This window comes from Prescottella sp. GW823-FHT02E09 (assembly GCF_058797375.1).
The window spans coordinates 363,598-378,777 of record NZ_JBXAJP010000001.1 but is presented as its reverse complement, the minus strand read 5'-3'; the positions used below and the strand labels follow the sequence as shown (position 1 = coordinate 378,777).

Here is a 15,180-nt window from a genome sequence, read left to right as displayed (position 1 = left end):
GCAGGTGCTGACACGGATTCTCCGCCGGGTCCCGACTGACCCGGATGCGGCCATTACGGTAGGGACCATGGAACTCGAACCACCGTTGGCCGGACGAGCGCTGGTAGTGATCGTCGACGATCGGACCGCACACGGCGATGTCGACTCGACGGGGCCGCTCGTCACCGAACTCCTCACCGAAGCCGGTTTCCTGGTGGACGCAACGATTGCCGTGACCGCCGACGAGGTGGAGATCCGCAACGCGCTCAACACCGCGGTGATCGGTGGTGTCGACCTGGTGATCTCGGTCGGCGGGACCGGTGTGTCACCGCGCGACGTGACGCCGGATGCCACCGCTGAGGTCCTGGATCGGGAGCTGCCGGGAATCAGTGAAGCGCTGCGGTCCTCCGGGCTGGCTGCGGGCGCCGTGGACGCGGTCATCTCGCGGGGACTGGTCGGGATCTCCGGCAGCACCGTCGTGGTCAATCTCGCGTCCTCGCGCGCAGCGGTGCGCGACGGCATGGCGACGCTGACGCCGTTGGCGAGCCACGTCATCGGACAACTGTCGAGCATCGACGAGTAGGAAGGGGGCGCACCTCAGTCATGTCGGACGAGACGGACACCGGTTCGAAGTCGGCGAATTCCGGGCGGTCGCGCGTCGACCGGGCCCGGCTCGACGCCATCTTCGGTACCGTTCTGCCCGAGCAGACTTCGGACGAACGGTCCTCCGACGGGGCCGCGACGGCCGGTGGTGGTCAGGACGAGTGGCTGAGGCGCCAGGTTCCCCCTCACCACGGCTGACCCGCATCATCAGTTCAATCAATAGATTGTTTTCTGAATAGCTGGAAAATGCGCCGGGTATGTGTGATTCATCACGCGTATCCGGCCATTTTCGTCTGTGCGGCAAGTGCGCCATGCGGCCGCCGCCGTCGGCTCGCCGATTCGCTCACAGGTAATCCGCAGCGTGAGGTCAGCCTCTTCCCAGTTGAGGGGTGTGGGAAGCCATAGTGATCTTGCTGGGCTCGGATGACCGCCGGTGTCGAACCCCGCCGGAACGAACAGACCGGTTCACATGTTTGTAGGTCGAACGCAATTCGACGGTGTCCGGCGTTTGGCGACTGGGCGACCGGTCCGTCTAATCTCGGCCCGGGATCCGCTCGGAAATGCCGAAGTCCGAATGCTTTCGGCGCAACCGGGCAGATCCCGGTGGGTGTTCGGATTTACATGGATGAGGGAAAATGACGGAGATTCGTAAGGGTCGTTTCAAGGCTGCGCGGAACCTCGCGGTTGCAGGCGCGGCAGCGGTCGGACTGGTCGTGGGCAGTGCTGGTGTGGCTTCGGCGGCGGTCGACGACAGCAACTCGATCGTCGACGGCAAGGGTTCGACCATCACCGTGTCGCAGGAGGACACCTTCATCAACGGTGTCGCCCCGCTCGACGGTTCGCCGCTCACTCGCGAGTGGTTCCACAACGGCCGGGCTGCCGCGAAGATCGAGGGTCCCGGCGCCGACAAGTACAAGGGCAGCGAGATCATCGCCGGCTACCAGGTCGCGTACCCCGTCTCGCTGGGCGGCAAGCTCAAGATGAACTTCGTCCCCAAGCTCGAGGCCAGCGGTACCGGCGTCTCGGTGGCGTTCGGTCCGAGCCTGGATCTCGAACTCGCGCCGGGCGGGGGCGTGAAGACCGTCGAGGTCGCCAAGGGCAAGTTCGACGGCGCCTCCACCGAGATCCAGTTCGCGAACGCGCACGGCAGCGCCACGGGTGTCGTCGGCCCGGTCACGATCCGGCCGTACGTGACGGTCAAGAGCGCCGCCGGCGATGTGGTCACCACGTTCGGCAAGCCCTGGGTTCTCTGAAGTCTCCGAATCCCCTGACTTCCGACGGGGTTCGCTGACAGCCCTCGAGCCCGCCCGGACAAGACCGGGCGGGCTCGAGTCGTGATGGTGCTGTGGTGTTTCCTGCCGAACGGGCTACTCGGGTACGCGGGCGTGCTTGCCGTCCGGGTCCGACGGCGAGCGGGAGTCGGCAGACTCGCCGATCCGCCCCTCGGCGAGGATGTCGCGGATCTGGATGAGGAGATCGGCCTCGCTGGCCTTGGTGTCCTCCTCCTCCGTCGCGAAGCGGGCCTTCACGGCGTTCGCGGGCACGATCAGCACGAAGTACACGACGGCGGCGATGATGACGAAGTTGATGATCGCGGTCACCACGGCGCCGACGTCGACGAACGTCGCGTCGTTGCCCGCGATCACCGGGAATCCCCAGCCCAGTTCGTCGGATCCGCCAACCGCCGCCACGAGCGGATTGATGATGTTGTTGGTGAACGCGGTCACGATCGCCGTGAAGGCCGCGCCGACCACCACGGCGACGGCAAGATCCAGGACGTTTCCTCGAAGCAGGAAATCCTTGAAGCCCTTCAGCATGTGCAGCCCCCTCCGGTCTGGTTGTCTCGAGGTCGAATCGAGAGTAATTGAGGGGAGCGTGGATCCGCGCGCCGTGAGCAGTCCTCAGTGGAGCGTCACCGTGATCGCGTCGGTCAGTGACGCCGCGGCGACGGCGCCCGCATCGGGAGCCGGCAGTGCCAGCAGTACCACCCGATCCCGTCGCTCGGTCCCCGATGCCTTCTCGGGGGACACCAGGACCACGGTGGCGCCGGAGGCCAGGATCTGCGCGGAGGGTGGCCGCGCATCGGTGGCGGGTCGTGACTGGTCGACGGTCAGGACGTCCACCCGGTCGCCCTCGCGGATGAGCGCGGCGAGTCCCGCATCGGACAGTCGCACAGGCACGATCCGTGCATCGGCGGAGCCGACGGCAGCCGCCGCGAGGCGCGGGCCCAGGAGCCGGACGTCGGTGAGGACCTCGCCCTCACGGACGGGCGACGAGACAGTGTGTCCGACTGCCGCGTCCGGCTCACGGACGGCACCGGCGGGGGTGTCGGCTCCGGAACGGTCGACCGTGCGCAGGTCGGCCTCGGACAGAACCAGGCCGGGGGTGAGGTCCCGAGCTGCGACGACGACGGATTCGCCGGCCGCGTCGGGGTCACCCCGGATCAGGAGAATTCCCGCGGCGATCACCAGGACCCCGGCGGCGGTTCTCCGGGCGGTGTCGGTTCGTGCCCAGCCCGGACGTGCCATCCGGCCGAGACGGTCGCCGAGCGTGGGGGCCAGCGGTCCGTTGCGGTCGGACACGTGTCGGCGAAACGGGATGGTCGGCATGACGGGAAGGCTAGGCCGGGGTGCGGAGACCCGATCCCGTCACGACGCCGACGTCGGCCCGCCTGTGGATGAGCGGCGGGCTGTGGACAAAGGCGAACTAGCTCGCGGCGGCCGGGGCGCTGGTGGACGCGGGCGCAGGCGTCGACGGGGCGGATGCCGTCGAGGACGACTCGGACTTCTTGGCCGGCTCGCTCGCCGTGCTCGATCCGCCACGGCTGTCGGTGCGGTAGAAGCCACTGCCCTTGAAGACGATGCCGACCGAGTTGAACAGCTTGCGGAGCTTGCCGGAGCACTCCGGGCACACGGTCAGGGTGTCGTCGGTGAACGACTGCACGATGTCGAACCGGTTGTCGCATTCGGTGCAGGCGTACGAGTAGGTGGGCACTGGGTTCCTCCGCATTGTGTAGTCAAACCGCAGGTGTTGGCACTCTACAGTCGACAGTGCCAACAGTGCGAACCAGAGGCCTATTCCTGCGCAGCCTCCCGGTCCTCGCGCTCGCCCGCCGCCAGGCGCACCAGACCGCGGCCCGGTGTGAGCGCCCACCCCATCGCGACATCGTGCGGATCGGCGGGAAGGTCGGCCACCAGCTCGCTGTCCCGGACCACGGCGACCAACGCGGCCGCGGGATCCGCGAGCCCGAGCGTGCGGTCGTAGAACCCGGCCCCGCGGCCGAGTCGGACACCGCGCTCGTCGACGGCCAATGCCGGGACGAACACCACGGACGCGGCTGCGACCTCGGTCGACGGCAGAACCGGGCCGCTCGGTTCGCGTAGTCCGTAGTCCGCCGCGACGAGGTGGTCGGCGCCGGTGAACTCCGCCCATTCGAGCGGGCCGGGATCGCCGGTGACCGGCAGCAGGACCCGGATCTCCGATGCGCGGAGGGCCTCGAGCATGTCGATGGTCCCGGGCTCGGTGCCGACCGGGACGTACGCGCACACCGTTCGGCCGGGGCGATCTCCGGCCAGCGTCGACACGGCGGATGTGACGAACGAGACCAGCGCGGCGTCCTCCGCGATGCGGGTTCGGTCGTCCACGGCTCGACGTTCCCGGAGGATCGAGCTCCGCCATTCGGTCTTGGACAGCGGTTTCATGATCGCCACCTTAGGATCGCTCCGACCGGCCGCGGGGGCCGGTGGATAGGGTGGTGAGTTATGACAGATGCCGTCACCAATGACAACAGGTGCTTTCGGACGGCGGTTGTGCCCGCTGCAGGGATGGGAACACGGTTCCTACCTGCGACGAAGACCGTGCCGAAGGAGTTACTTCCGGTGGTCGACACCCCGGGAATCGAATTGGTGGCGGGAGAGGCGGCCGACTCCGGAGCGAACCGACTGGTCATCGTGACCTCGCCGGGCAAGGACGGTGTCGTCGCTCACTTCGTCGAGGACCTGGTGCTCGAGAGCAAGCTCGAAGCGAGCGGCAAATACCACCTGCTCGAGAAGGTGCGGAAGGCCCCGGGTCTGCTCGAGGTCGACTCCGTCGTGCAGGAGGAGCCGCTCGGGCTCGGGCATGCCGTCGGGTGTGCCGAGGCCGTCCTCGACGACGACGAGGATGCGATCGCCGTCCTGCTGCCCGACGATCTCGTGATGCCGCGTGGCGTCCTCGAGACGATGTCCCGGGTCCGCGCGAAGCGCGGCGGCTCGGTGCTGTGTGCGATCGACGTCCCGAAGGACCAGGTCAGCGCGTACGGCGTGTTCGACGTCGAGACCGTCCCGGACGCCACCAACCCGGACGTCCTCAAGGTGATCGGGATGGTGGAGAAGCCGGCCATGGAGGACGCGCCCTCCACGTTCGCCGCCGCCGGCCGCTACCTTCTCGATCGTGCGATCTTCGACGCACTGCGCCGGATCACGCCCGGTGCCGGTGGTGAGTTGCAGCTCACCGACGCGATCGCATTGCTGATCGCCGAGGGCCACCCGGTACACGTCGTCGTCCATCGCGGATCTCGACACGATCTGGGAAATCCCGGCGGCTACCTGCGTGCTGCGGTTGACTTTGCGTTGAACAGCGAGGAGTACGGTCCGTCGCTGCGCGAATGGCTGGTCGAGCGGCTGAAGCCGTCCGGCGAGTAGCAGTCCGCGGTACGAGGTCGGGTCGACAGGGTCGGGAGGACGAGGAACCACATGCGCTCGGTTGAGGAGCAGCAGTCGAGAGTGACTGCTGCCGCGGTGGCGCCCCGGCCGGTCCGGGTGGCGATCTCCGAGGCACAGGGATTGCTGTGCGCCGAAGAAGTGGTGACCGAACGGCCACTGCCCGGCTTCGACCAGGCCGCCATCGACGGCTACGCAGTTCGGAGCGTCGACGTTCTCGCCGCGGGTACCGACATCCGTGGCGAGGACGGCGAGCCCACCGAACTCACGCTCCCCGTGGTGGGGGAGGTGACGGCGGGTTCGCGTCAGCCGATTCGGTTGCAGCCGCGTCAGGCCGTTCGCGTCGACACCGGCGCGCCGCTGCCGACCCTTGCCGACGCGGTCCTGCCGATGGACCGCACCGACGGTGGTCACGCCCGAGTCAAGGTCTACAAGCCGGTCCGCTCCGGCGACTACGTGCGTCGGGCCGGTGACGACGTCCAGCCGGGCGATGTCGCGGTGCGGGCGGGCACCATCATCGGCGCCGCGCAGGTGGGTTTGCTGGCAGCAGTGGGCCGGGACAAGGTCCTGGTTCATCCACGGCCGCGTCTGTCGGTGATCTCGGTGGGCGGGGAACTGGTCGACATAGACCGCACCCCGGGGCCGGGCCAGGTCTACGACGTCAACTCGTACGCCCTCGCTGCCGCCGCACGTGACGCCGGCGCGGACGTCAACCGCGTCGGCATCGCGACGATGGATCCGCGCCGCCTGCGGGAAGTCGTCGAGGGCCAGCTGATCCGGTCCGAGATCGTCGTCATCGCCGGGGCGGTCGGTGGCGGCGCCTCCGACGAGGTCCGGGACGCGCTGGCCGATCTGGGCGACCTCGAGGTCGAGCGGGTTGCCATGCACCCCGGTTCGGTCCAGGGGTTCGGGCAGTTGGGTCGTGACGAGGTCCCGACGTTCCTGCTGCCGTCCAATCCGGTGAGCGCGCTGGTCGTGTTCGAGGTGATGGTGCGGCCGCTGATCCGGATCGCGCTCGGGCGCCGTCAGCCCATGCGGCGGATCGTGACGGCCCGCACGGTCGCGCCGATCACGTCCATCGCCAATCGCAAGGGCTTCCTGCGTGGTCAGCTCATGCGCGACGAGTCGACGGGGGAGTACCTCGTGCAGGCGCTCGGTGGTGCTCCGGGCGCGTCGTCGCACCTGCTCGCGACGCTGGCCGAGGCGAACTGCCTGGTTCTCGTCGATCCCGACGTCACCGAGGTTCGCGCCGGTGAAGAGGTGGAAGTCGCGTTCCTTGCGCAGCGGGGCTGAACGGACCGTGTCCGTCCATCCGGGATGGCCCGCTCGGCTCGGTCCGCTGGGCGTCGCCGGCGGTCGAGTGACGGTGCGGCCCATCCGTCTGCGGGATGCGGCCGTGTGGAGCCGGCTGCGCATCGCCAATCAGGAACATCTCGAACAGTGGGAGCCGACCGGCCAGGCCTCGTGGGTGGACCGGCACCACATCACCGCGTGGCCGGGGCTGTGTTCGAGTCTTCGCTCGGAGGCCCGCAAAGGGCGCATGCTGCCGATGGCCATCGAGTTGAACGGCAACTTCTGCGGTCAGATCACCGTCGGCAACATCATCCGTGGTGCGCTGTCGTCGGCATGGATCGGCTACTGGGTCTCGAAGGATGTGGGCGGGCAGGGCATTGCGACGGCGGCCCTCGCCCTGGGCCTCGACCACTGCTTCGGAGCGATGGGACTGCACCGGGTGGAAGCCACCGTGCGTCCGGAGAACCTGGCGAGCCAGGCCGTGCTGCGGAATGCCGGGTTCCGGGAGGAGGGCCTGCTGCGGCGGTACCTCGACGTCGACGGGCAGTGGCGTGATCACCTGTTGGTCGCGATGACCGTCGAGGAGGTGCCCGGTTCGGTGTCCGACCGACTGGTACGCGCCGGACGGGCTACCTGGGGCTGACGGCCGCGCGTCCGAACGGCCGAACGGCCCCGCCGGGGCCCGACGCCCGACGAGGCCGTTCGGCCGAGGGTCACACGATCACGGGCGGGCCGTAACTGACGACCACGTCGTCCGCGATGTCGGTCGATGCCGTGAAGATGGCGTAGGAGCGCACCGACACCGAGCCCAGGGCATGGTTGACCTCGAGGTGGACGTCGCGCAGTGTGATGGCGCACTGCGTCGACTTGCACTCCTTCTTCTGCACCGGGACCGTCGCGATGGTGCCCGGGGCGATCTGCGTGGACAGGTTGCCCTCGACCGGTGTCTCGACACCCAGTTCGAGTGCCTGCCCGTTGAACAGTTCCACGACAGCGGGAACCTCGGGGTCGGCCGTCAGGATCAGGTTCTCCGACACCTCCGGGATGAAGACGGCGCCCGGGGTCACGCCGGCGTTGCCGGTGACGACGGCGCCGTTCGAGACGTCGGCCTGGTATCCGATCTGGTAGCCCACCTCGAGCACACCACCGGTGTAGGGGGAGCCGCCGTTGCCGCTGACCGTTGCGAGGGCTCGGCCGCTGGCGAAGATATCGCGGGTGAACTGATTGCCGGACAGCGGCGGGACGCTGTTGAGGGATTGACCGGTCTGGTCGATGTGTAGCTCCCAGCCGTCGAAACTCACGGCGTGTGCTGAGGTGTCTTCCTGAAAGGTGGCTTCGGCGCCTGCCGAGCCGACGGAAACCGCGAGCATCACGGCGGCTGCTCCGGCGACGACTGCGGAAGCAGATCGCGTAAGCCTGCGGCGAAGAAAAGACCGGTGATTCACGTGCATGAGAATTCCTCGTCTTCGATTGTTCGCGACCGGAGCGTGCCGGCCTCGGGCAGAGTCGGACGGCAACGGCAGTCGTAGACGTCCGGTTGCAGTATTGGTTCTGTGTCACCGATCCGTAAGGTTTTGGCGACTTGTTTTCACGAATTTGATAAAGGGACGCTAACGATTATGTTTCGACGCCGAATTGTCGCTGTTTTCGCTTTCGCGTGAACGGTCGGGAAACGGCGGTTCCGGGTGTTTGCGGACATGAGTCGTCCCGGGTGTGAGCGCCGCGGCCGCGGCTCGTCGGTCGCGGTCGGGCTTCAGCGGGTGGCATCGAGGCGCCCGTGTGCCGGGAGTGGCCTTCGGCTCACTTGAATCTCGAGGCTGCAATTTCCTTCTCGAGAGGTGATAATCGAGTGACGGGTGTGACACCTGCGAAACCTGAGTCGGCGCGCCTGCGACGGCGACGGGGAAGATGCCACTAGCCTGAGCAGGTCATTGGCGTCATCAGTGCTGGTAGACGAATGGGAGGAGGTCGTCGGTATGCCGAGTTCCTCGATCATCTGGATCGCACTGGTTGCCGTCTGGCTGTTCGTCCTTGTTCCGATGCTTGTCAGTAAGCGGCCCCGGATCCGGCAGACGACGGATGCGGCGCTCGCGACTCGAGTGCTGCATCGCGGCGACGCGGAACGACCGGCCCGCGGGCCTGCGGCCGGACATCGGAGCGATCCGAACTGGCGCCCCGCGTCGGTACGGTTCCGCGGTGACACCCACGGCGACGACTCATACGGCACGGATGCGGAGGATCGAATGGACGCTCACGCCGACGAGAACATGATGGACGAGGCGATCGACCGCACACGCGGTGCGGCCCGGGACTTCGTGCCGAATCGGCGCGGCCGGGGCGGATTCGATCCCGAGGCCGACGCGATCGCGAGCGCAGCCCGGTATCAGTTCCGTCAGCGTGCGGTGCTCGGTCTGATCTTCGCGACGATCCTGACGGCCGCGCTCGCCGTCGCGTTGACCCCTGTGATGTGGTGGGTCTCGGCGTTCTCGGTGGTTGCCCTGGTCGGCTACCTTGCGCACCTGCGTCGCCAGGTCCATCTCGAGCAGGAGATCCGCGGTCGCCGGATGGCCCGCCTCGGTCGCTCGCGACTGGGCGTCGAGTCGGCGTCCGACGAGGAACTGCGACTGGTCCCGGCGCGACTGCGGCGTCCCGGCGCGGTGGTGCTCGAGGTCGACGACGGTGACCCTGCATTCGATCATCTCGACCACTACGACGCGGAGTACGTCGAGCGTGGCGATCGTCGCCGGCACGACGACTACGAGGTCTCCTATCGCGACGACGACATGAGGCGCGCTGCCGGGCAGTGAGCTTCTCCGAAGTCCGCCTTCCGGTTTCAGGGCGCCCGATCACCACGGTGGTCGGGCGCCCTGCGTTTTCCGACCGTTTTCCGCCTCTGGCCAGGCGATTCGTTATCCCGGCGGATGTCCTGTTAGAGTTGCCGAGCGGTCAGCGAAAGCGGACCGTGGTTCGGGGCTGTGGCGCAGTTGGTAGCGCGCTTCGTTCGCATCGAAGAGGTCAGGGGTTCGATTCCCCTCAGCTCCACAAACAAGAGGCCCTCTCCTTCGGGAGAGGGCCTCTTTCGTGTTCCTTCGTGTTCCGGTCAGCGCGACGCGTCCGGCGGGATCTCGGGCAGTCCCTCCGCCGCCCGCAGTTTCTCCGCGAGCGTGGTCAGCAGGGTCTGCGATTCCTCGGACAGATCGAAAGCCCGGGTGGCGAGTCGGCGGAGCCCGTACCCCTCGAGCCGTGTGACCAGTTCGAGGTCGTGATCGACCTTCGAGGCGTAGATGTCGTTGAAGAAGTAGGCCGGCTTCACCTTGAAGAACTTGGCGAAGGCTGCGACGGTCTCGTCCGAGGGGTTGCTCCTCTGGCCGGAGCGCAGTTGCGAAATGTACGGCTTGGAGATCTTGTGGCCGTCCGCGATGAGAGCGTTCGCCACCTCCGCATTGGTATGCGGCTTCCGGCCTGGTGGATGGACGGTTTCGAAGAGCTTGTTGAGCCGTGCGGCGAAGTCAGACATCGCGACGATCCTAACATCGGAGATAACCGGCCGGTAGCTCGAATATGTTGATTGATCAATCGTTCGAAAACTGTCGCCGTGGCGCCGATCAGGAAGGTGGAACAAGACCTTGGCATCTGAATAACCTTGTGGTAGCTCACGGCCAACTGTTCGGTCTCGAATTGCTACCGCCCGTGCGCGACGTCTGGAAAACGGCGCCCGCGGCGGGGAAACTGGGAGGCATGGACCGCAGAATGAGCGACAACGAATTGCGCAGGGCGATTCGCGTGCTGCGTGACCGGGCCGACGAGGCCCGCAGCCACGGTCGTCCCGATGACGCGGAGGGTCTCGAGAAGACCATCCGCGACTACCAGGACGAGATGGCGCAGCGTCTCTGACGCGGCCCACCGAATCTGCCCGACATCGGCGCCGTGATCGTCCGGCGTCGATCCGACATGCGCCACGAACCGCCACGTACACTGCCGAACACGGACCGAACCGATCGGCGAAGGCGAGGAACGCAGGCGATGGCGATCAAGACGCTCGACGGCAAGAAGTGCCTGATCACCGGGGCTGCCAGTGGAATCGGCCGGGCCACGGCGCTCGCGGCCGCCGCGGAAGGCGCCGAACTGTTCCTCACCGACATCGACGAGGCTGGGCTTGCGCAGACCGTCGACCTGTGCGGGCCCTTCCGCGGCACCGTCAGGTACTCGCGGGCCCTGGACGTCTCCGACTTCGACGCGGTGACCGCGTTCGCGGACGAGATCCACGAACAGGTCGGGAGCCTCGACGTCGTCATGAACGTCGCGGGTATCTCGGCCTGGGGCACCGTCGAGAATCTCGAGCATCGTCACTGGAAGTCGATGGTCGACGTGAACCTGATGGGACCCATCCACATCATCGAGCGGTTCGTTCCCCCGATGATCGCGGCCGGGCGCGGCGGGCACCTCGTGAACGTGTCGTCGGCAGCCGGCCTGCTGGCGCTGCCGTGGCACGCGGCGTACAGCGCCAGCAAGTTCGGTCTACGTGGGGTGTCCGAGGTGCTGCGGTTCGATCTCAAGCGGCACGGCATCGGCGTGAGCCTGGTGGTGCCCGGCGGAGTGAAGACGCCGTTGGTCGGCACCGTGCAGATCGCCGGTGTGGACCGTGACGACCCCCGCATCCGCAAGCTCACCCACCGGTTCGAGAAGCGTGCCGTGTCTCCGGAGAAGGTGGCCCGCTGCATCCTCGCCGGGATCGAGAAGAACCGGTACCTGGTGTACACGTCCAACGACATCCGATTCGGCTACTGGTGGGCGCGAAAGTTCGCCCCGCCGTACGAGTTCGTGATGCAGAAGGCCAACGACCAGTTCAGTAAGCTGCTGTAGCGATCGCGGCGCCGCGACGGCGCAGTGCGCCGCTGTGCATCTCGTACGCGGCGTCCACCAGGTCCAGCTGGCTCAGGTCGTGCGTCACCATCACGGTGGCGACGGAACGCTCGCGGCTCAGCCGGGCCAGCAGCGCGACGATTTCGCGGCTGCGTTCCTCGTCCAGCGCCGAGGTCGGCTCGTCGACCAAAAGGACCGCGGGATCGTTGACGATCGATCGGGCGATCGCGACGCGCTGACGCTGGCCACCGGAGAGCTGGTTCGGGCGTCGATCGAGCTGGCTCTCGAGTCCGAGGCTGCACAGGAGTTCCCGGGCGCGCTTGCGGCTCGCCCGCACCGAGCCGCCGTTCAGATGCGTGATCATCTCCAACTGTTCGGTCGCGGTGAGGGACGGCAGCAGATTCGACTGCTGGAACACGAAGCCGAGCTTCTCCCGGCGCATGTCGGTGCGCGCCGCACGATCGAGGCCCGTGACGTCGGTGCCGTCGATCGCGACGGTGCCCGACTCGGGGGCGATCAGCAGTCCGGCCACTGCGAGCAGGCTCGACTTGCCGGAGCCGGACGGGCCGGTGACGGCGACCAGTTCGCCACGGTTCACGTCCAGATCGACGTCGTCGAGCGCGCGGAGGCGGGTGTCTCCGTCGGGGTAGGTCAGGACGGTGTTGCGGAGCGAGATGCTCATGGAAGGTCCTTTCGAGTTGTCGGACGCCGGGCTCAGCGCGCGTTCGCGAGCGCGGTCAGCGGGTCGATCGAGACGATCCGGGCCAGTGCCGCCGTGGCGCCCAGCATGCCCATCACGATCAGGGCGACGAACGGGACGAGCGTGCCCGACAGGGTCAGCGTGAACGGCACGAACGTCGACGCGATCGCGCCCAGCCCCACGGCGGCCAGGCTGCCCAGGCCGGCACCGAGCGTCAGGACGATGAGGGACTGCCCGAGCGCGTCCTTCAGTAGGTACTTCGTGGAGGCGCCGACGGCCTTGAGGATCGCGAGGTCCTGGCTGCGCTGGATGGTCCAGACGGTGAAGAACGCGCCGACGACGAGGGCACTGACGGTCATCAGCATGGCCTGCATCAGCAACAGGGATCCGCGCTCGGAGGTGTAGGAGCCGATCGCGTTCAGAGCGCCGCCCTCGTCGGTGATCGACGTTCCGGTGGCCGCGGCCGCGCTGTCGGCGTCGAATCCGCCGGAGGTGCGCATCGCGATTACGGTGCCGTCGCTGTCGCCGGCGGCCGGCAGGTGGGTCCACACGTCGTGGTTCATCCACACGACCGGCTGGTGGCTGTAGAACGACTCGTCGACGAGGGCGGTGACGGTCACGGTGTCGGCGCCGATGGTGATCCGGCTCCCGACGTCCCAGCCGTTCTCGTTCGCGAGGTCGGTGTCGACCGCGACCGAGCCGGCATCGAGCGGGACGGGGGCGGCGAACGAGTGACCGTCGACGCCGAAGGCCGAGGCCGCGACCTCACGGTCACCGGCGGAGATCCGGACGGGAGCGATCCCGATGACGGAGGCCTCGTCGACGCCGGCGGTCGCGGCGAGCGCGTCGCGCTGTTGCTCGGTGACGGTGGATTCCCCGAAGGACAGGGGTTGTCCGTCGGCGGGCTTGCCGAACGCGAGGTTGTCCGCGCCGAGGTGCTGCACCGCGGCGATGGATTGGTTACCCAGCCCGGTGGTGAGCCCCGACAGCATCACGACCATCAGGGAGATCAGGAACAGCGCCGAACTCATCAGGGTGAATCGGCCCTTGGCGAAGCGGAGATCTCGAATACTGAGGAACATGCCATCCAGCGTCGCCGGATAGGGGTCTGCGGGGCATCGCGCATCGGTTGAATTGCCCGGTCCATCGAAAGTTGGAGAAGGGGGTTCGCGGCGGCGGCACCTGGTGCGGCGGTGTTAGCGTGAGTGAAATGCAGACTTCCGACGTGTCCCACCCCGGCGGCGTCGCGCCGGTGTTGCGCGCGATGCAGATCGGTGCTCACGTCCTGTTCGTTCTCCTGTTGTCGGTGGGAGTCGGCAGGGTTCTCGTGGAGCAGGGGGCGCACGAGGCCTGGATCCTGGTCCTCGCCTTCGCCGAGTTCGCCTGGTACCTGGGCGGGGTGTGGTTCGTCCGCCGCAGCGGTCTGGTGCAGCTCTCCACGGGGCGGGTGTGGCTGGCGGTCCTGGTGGCGGGATGGCTGGCGCTGGTGGCGTCTGATTCCAACTTCGTATGGCTCGTGTTCGCACTGTTCTTCCTGTGCTTCCACCTGCTGCCGGTGCCCGCCGCGCTGGCGGCGACCGTGGCGCTCACGGCGGTCTCGATCGCCGCGAGCCTGTGGCACGGCGAGGCCAACACGATGGCGTCGGTTCTCGGGCCGTTCTTCGGTTCGGCGGTGGCCGCGGGCATGGCGATGGTCTATCAGCAGTTGGTCCGGGAGGCAGCGCAACGCCAGAAGCTGGTCGACGAGCTCACCGACGCGCACCGCGAACTGCTGGACGCCCAGGACGAACTGGTGGCGCTGCAGCGTGAGTCCGGCGCCGTCGCGGAACGCTCGCGCCTGGCCCGCGACATCCACGACACACTGGCACAGGGCTTCTCGTCGATCCTGCTCCTGGCTCGTGCCGGCCTGCGCGGCACCGAAACGGCCTCGACCCTCACCCAGATCGCCGACACGGCGCAGCAGAACCTGGTGGAGGCGCGGCGGGTGGTGGACGCGCTGCGGCCGTCGGATCTCGAGTCGGCGCCGCTCGAGTCGGCGCTGCGCCGACAGCTGGAGCAGCTCGAACAGCACACCGGCATCGCCGGTGACCTGTTCACCGACGGCGATCCCGTTCCGTTGCCGATGGACTACGACGTCGCACTGTTGCGCGTGGGGCAGAGCGCTCTGGCGAACGTGCGCCTGCACTCGCACGCACAGCGGGTGCGGCTGACCCTGACCTACGCCGCCGACGAGGTGCGGCTCGACGTCGTCGACGACGGCATCGGTTTCGACGAGCGCGAGGCCGGCGGATTCGGGCTGCGGGCGATGCGTGATCGTCTCGCACTGTTGGGAGGAACCTTGGTGGTCGAATCGGCTCCGGGCGACGGAACTGCCGTGGCTGCAACACTTCCCGTCGGGCGCCTCCAGTGAGCGCCGTGCGGGTACTGCTCGTCGACGACCATCCGGTCGTCCGCGCCGGGCTGCGCGCGCTGCTCGCGTCGCACGACGACGTCGATGTCGTGGCCGAGGCCTCCTCGGGCGAGGAGGCGGTGGCGTTGGCCGCGACCGCGGAACCGGACGTGGTCCTGATGGATCTGCGTCTCGGCGCCGGGATCGACGGCGCCCGCGCGACGGCCGAGATCGTCGCGCGCCCGAATCCGCCGCGGGTGGTGGTGCTCACGACGTACGACACCGATGCCGACATCCTCCGGGCCGTGGAGGCCGGTGCCGCCGGGTATCTGCTCAAGGACACCGCCCCGGACGTGCTGATCGACTCGGTCTTCGCGGCGGCGCGCGGCGAGACGGTGCTCGATCCCGAGGTGGCACAGCGGCTGTACCGGCGGATGCAGCAGCCGCGCGCCGACCTGAGCGCGCGGGAGATCGAGGTGCTGGCACTCGTGGCCGAGGGACTGTCGAATCGGGCAATTGCGAAACAGTTGTTCGTCAGTGAGGCGACGGTGAAATCGCACCTGGTGCATGCGTTCACGAAGCTCGAGGTCGACAGCCGCACGGCCGCGGTGGCCGCGGCCCGCGAACGGGGCCTGATCGCCTGATCGGTGCGG

At 67.8% G+C, this 15,180-nt stretch carries 19 protein-coding genes and 1 tRNA gene; 12 read left to right on the top strand and 8 right to left on the bottom strand.

The genetic code is table 11. From position 1 onward, the window contains the following. The first annotated feature begins 67 nt into the window (after window positions 1-67). The 3 genes from AC1RIF_RS01835 to AC1RIF_RS01825 all read left to right on the top strand — a co-directional run bounded on the left by AC1RIF_RS01835 (window position 68) and on the right by AC1RIF_RS01825 (window position 1,835). Window positions 68-562: a MogA/MoaB family molybdenum cofactor biosynthesis protein gene (locus tag AC1RIF_RS01835; protein ID WP_492599664.1), complete on the top strand. Its 495-nt coding sequence runs from the start codon at window positions 68-70 to the stop codon at window positions 560-562. A gap of 20 nt (window positions 563-582) precedes the next feature. Beyond that, window positions 583-780 (top strand): hypothetical protein, encoded by a 198-nt coding sequence (locus tag AC1RIF_RS01830; RefSeq protein WP_492599663.1) that lies wholly within the window; start codon window positions 583-585, stop codon window positions 778-780. A gap of 437 nt (window positions 781-1,217) precedes the next feature. Continuing rightward, window positions 1,218-1,835: an MspA family porin gene (locus tag AC1RIF_RS01825; RefSeq protein ID WP_492599662.1), complete on the top strand. Its 618-nt coding sequence runs from the start codon at window positions 1,218-1,220 to the stop codon at window positions 1,833-1,835. A 114-nt stretch (window positions 1,836-1,949) separates the two neighbouring features. Here AC1RIF_RS01825 and mscL read toward each other — a convergent pair whose 3' ends face one another. The 4 genes from mscL to AC1RIF_RS01805 form a co-directional block, all read right to left on the bottom strand. Further along, window positions 1,950-2,399 carry a large-conductance mechanosensitive channel protein MscL gene (gene mscL / locus AC1RIF_RS01820; protein ID WP_492599661.1) on the bottom strand — a complete coding sequence of 150 codons (450 nt, stop codon included), beginning with the start codon at window positions 2,397-2,399 and terminating at the stop codon, window positions 1,950-1,952. Window positions 2,400-2,483: 84 nt separating this feature from the next. Then, a complete protein-coding gene (locus tag AC1RIF_RS01815; RefSeq protein ID WP_492599660.1) occupies window positions 2,484-3,191 on the bottom strand; it encodes an SAF domain-containing protein in 708 nt (235 codons plus the stop codon). Window positions 3,192-3,288: 97 nt separating this feature from the next. Beyond that, a complete protein-coding gene (locus AC1RIF_RS01810) occupies window positions 3,289-3,576 on the bottom strand; it encodes an FmdB family zinc ribbon protein (RefSeq protein WP_492599659.1) in 288 nt (95 codons plus the stop codon). An 80-nt stretch (window positions 3,577-3,656) separates the two neighbouring features. Beyond that, on the bottom strand, window positions 3,657-4,283 hold the full coding sequence (locus AC1RIF_RS01805; RefSeq protein WP_492599658.1) for a 5-formyltetrahydrofolate cyclo-ligase: 627 nt from the start codon (window positions 4,281-4,283) through the stop codon (window positions 3,657-3,659). 60 nt (window positions 4,284-4,343) lie between these two features. On the opposite strand from AC1RIF_RS01805, the gene AC1RIF_RS01800 reads away from it, so the two are divergent. The 3 genes from AC1RIF_RS01800 to AC1RIF_RS01790 are packed head-to-tail and all read left to right on the top strand — an operon-like array spanning window position 4,344 to window position 7,218. Continuing rightward, window positions 4,344-5,264, top strand: coding sequence for a UTP--glucose-1-phosphate uridylyltransferase (locus AC1RIF_RS01800; RefSeq protein ID WP_492599657.1), 921 nt, complete (start codon window positions 4,344-4,346; stop codon window positions 5,262-5,264). A 51-nt stretch (window positions 5,265-5,315) separates the two neighbouring features. After that, window positions 5,316-6,575 carry a molybdotransferase-like divisome protein Glp gene (gene glp, locus AC1RIF_RS01795; RefSeq protein ID WP_492599656.1) on the top strand — a complete coding sequence of 420 codons (1,260 nt, stop codon included), beginning with the start codon at window positions 5,316-5,318 and terminating at the stop codon, window positions 6,573-6,575. 7 nt (window positions 6,576-6,582) lie between these two features. Beyond that, window positions 6,583-7,218: a GNAT family N-acetyltransferase gene (locus AC1RIF_RS01790; RefSeq protein ID WP_492599655.1), complete on the top strand. Its 636-nt coding sequence runs from the start codon at window positions 6,583-6,585 to the stop codon at window positions 7,216-7,218. Between the two features lie 70 nt (window positions 7,219-7,288). Here the strand turns inward: AC1RIF_RS01790 and AC1RIF_RS01785 are convergent, their stop codons facing one another. Continuing rightward, window positions 7,289-7,876 (bottom strand): MspA family porin, encoded by a 588-nt coding sequence (locus AC1RIF_RS01785; RefSeq protein WP_492599654.1) that lies wholly within the window; start codon window positions 7,874-7,876, stop codon window positions 7,289-7,291. Between the two features lie 675 nt (window positions 7,877-8,551). Here AC1RIF_RS01785 and sepX point away from each other — a divergent pair. Both sepX and AC1RIF_RS01775 read left to right on the top strand, forming a co-directional pair. Continuing rightward, window positions 8,552-9,382, top strand: coding sequence for a divisome protein SepX/GlpR (gene sepX / locus AC1RIF_RS01780; protein WP_492599653.1), 831 nt, complete (start codon window positions 8,552-8,554; stop codon window positions 9,380-9,382). A 162-nt stretch (window positions 9,383-9,544) separates the two neighbouring features. Beyond that, window positions 9,545-9,617: transfer RNA gene (locus tag AC1RIF_RS01775), tRNA-Ala, on the top strand. 58 nt (window positions 9,618-9,675) lie between these two features. Here AC1RIF_RS01775 and AC1RIF_RS01770 read toward each other — a convergent pair. Further along, entirely contained in the window at window positions 9,676-10,092 is a 417-nt protein-coding gene (locus AC1RIF_RS01770; protein ID WP_492599652.1) for a helix-turn-helix domain-containing protein, read from the bottom strand. 233 nt (window positions 10,093-10,325) lie between these two features. Between AC1RIF_RS01770 and AC1RIF_RS01765 the strand changes: the two genes are divergently transcribed. Next, on the top strand, window positions 10,326-10,469 hold the full coding sequence (locus tag AC1RIF_RS01765) for a hypothetical protein (protein ID WP_492599651.1): 144 nt from the start codon (window positions 10,326-10,328) through the stop codon (window positions 10,467-10,469). Between the two features lie 129 nt (window positions 10,470-10,598). Continuing rightward, on the top strand, window positions 10,599-11,438 hold the full coding sequence (locus AC1RIF_RS01760; RefSeq protein ID WP_492599650.1) for an SDR family oxidoreductase: 840 nt from the start codon (window positions 10,599-10,601) through the stop codon (window positions 11,436-11,438). Here the strand turns inward: AC1RIF_RS01760 and AC1RIF_RS01755 are convergent. Then, window positions 11,422-12,120: an ABC transporter ATP-binding protein gene (locus tag AC1RIF_RS01755; protein WP_492599649.1), complete on the bottom strand. Its 699-nt coding sequence runs from the start codon at window positions 12,118-12,120 to the stop codon at window positions 11,422-11,424. The genes AC1RIF_RS01760 and AC1RIF_RS01755 overlap by 17 nt on opposite strands. 32 nt (window positions 12,121-12,152) lie before the next feature. Further along, window positions 12,153-13,220: an ABC transporter permease gene (locus AC1RIF_RS01750; RefSeq protein ID WP_492599648.1), complete on the bottom strand. Its 1,068-nt coding sequence runs from the start codon at window positions 13,218-13,220 to the stop codon at window positions 12,153-12,155. Window positions 13,221-13,348: 128 nt separating this feature from the next. Here AC1RIF_RS01750 and AC1RIF_RS01745 point away from each other — a divergent pair, with 128 nt between their 5' ends. Further along, a complete protein-coding gene (locus tag AC1RIF_RS01745) occupies window positions 13,349-14,548 on the top strand; it encodes a sensor histidine kinase (RefSeq protein ID WP_492599647.1) in 1,200 nt (399 codons plus the stop codon). After that, window positions 14,545-15,171 carry a response regulator gene (locus tag AC1RIF_RS01740; protein ID WP_492599646.1) on the top strand — a complete coding sequence of 209 codons (627 nt, stop codon included), beginning with the start codon at window positions 14,545-14,547 and terminating at the stop codon, window positions 15,169-15,171. Before AC1RIF_RS01745 ends, AC1RIF_RS01740 begins: the two co-directional genes overlap by 4 nt. Window positions 15,172-15,180 lie beyond the last annotated feature (9 nt).

Coding starts and splice junctions, on each gene's coding strand:
- AC1RIF_RS01835 (WP_492599664.1), top strand. CDS start 68: ATGGAACTCGAACCACCGTTGGCCGGACGAGCGCTGGTAGTGATCGTC.
- AC1RIF_RS01830 (WP_492599663.1), top strand. CDS start 583: ATGTCGGACGAGACGGACACCGGTTCGAAGTCGGCGAATTCCGGGCGG.
- AC1RIF_RS01825 (WP_492599662.1), top strand. CDS start 1,218: ATGACGGAGATTCGTAAGGGTCGTTTCAAGGCTGCGCGGAACCTCGCG.
- mscL (WP_492599661.1), bottom strand. CDS start 2,399: ATGCTGAAGGGCTTCAAGGATTTCCTGCTTCGAGGAAACGTCCTGGAT.
- AC1RIF_RS01815 (WP_492599660.1), bottom strand. CDS start 3,191: ATGCCGACCATCCCGTTTCGCCGACACGTGTCCGACCGCAACGGACCG.
- AC1RIF_RS01805 (WP_492599658.1), bottom strand. CDS start 4,283: ATGAAACCGCTGTCCAAGACCGAATGGCGGAGCTCGATCCTCCGGGAA.
- AC1RIF_RS01800 (WP_492599657.1), top strand. CDS start 4,344: ATGACAGATGCCGTCACCAATGACAACAGGTGCTTTCGGACGGCGGTT.
- glp (WP_492599656.1), top strand. CDS start 5,316: ATGCGCTCGGTTGAGGAGCAGCAGTCGAGAGTGACTGCTGCCGCGGTG.
- sepX (WP_492599653.1), top strand. CDS start 8,552: ATGCCGAGTTCCTCGATCATCTGGATCGCACTGGTTGCCGTCTGGCTG.
- AC1RIF_RS01770 (WP_492599652.1), bottom strand. CDS start 10,092: ATGTCTGACTTCGCCGCACGGCTCAACAAGCTCTTCGAAACCGTCCAT.
- AC1RIF_RS01765 (WP_492599651.1), top strand. CDS start 10,326: ATGAGCGACAACGAATTGCGCAGGGCGATTCGCGTGCTGCGTGACCGG.
- AC1RIF_RS01760 (WP_492599650.1), top strand. CDS start 10,599: ATGGCGATCAAGACGCTCGACGGCAAGAAGTGCCTGATCACCGGGGCT.
- AC1RIF_RS01755 (WP_492599649.1), bottom strand. CDS start 12,120: ATGAGCATCTCGCTCCGCAACACCGTCCTGACCTACCCCGACGGAGAC.
- AC1RIF_RS01750 (WP_492599648.1), bottom strand. CDS start 13,220: ATGTTCCTCAGTATTCGAGATCTCCGCTTCGCCAAGGGCCGATTCACC.
- AC1RIF_RS01745 (WP_492599647.1), top strand. CDS start 13,349: ATGCAGACTTCCGACGTGTCCCACCCCGGCGGCGTCGCGCCGGTGTTG.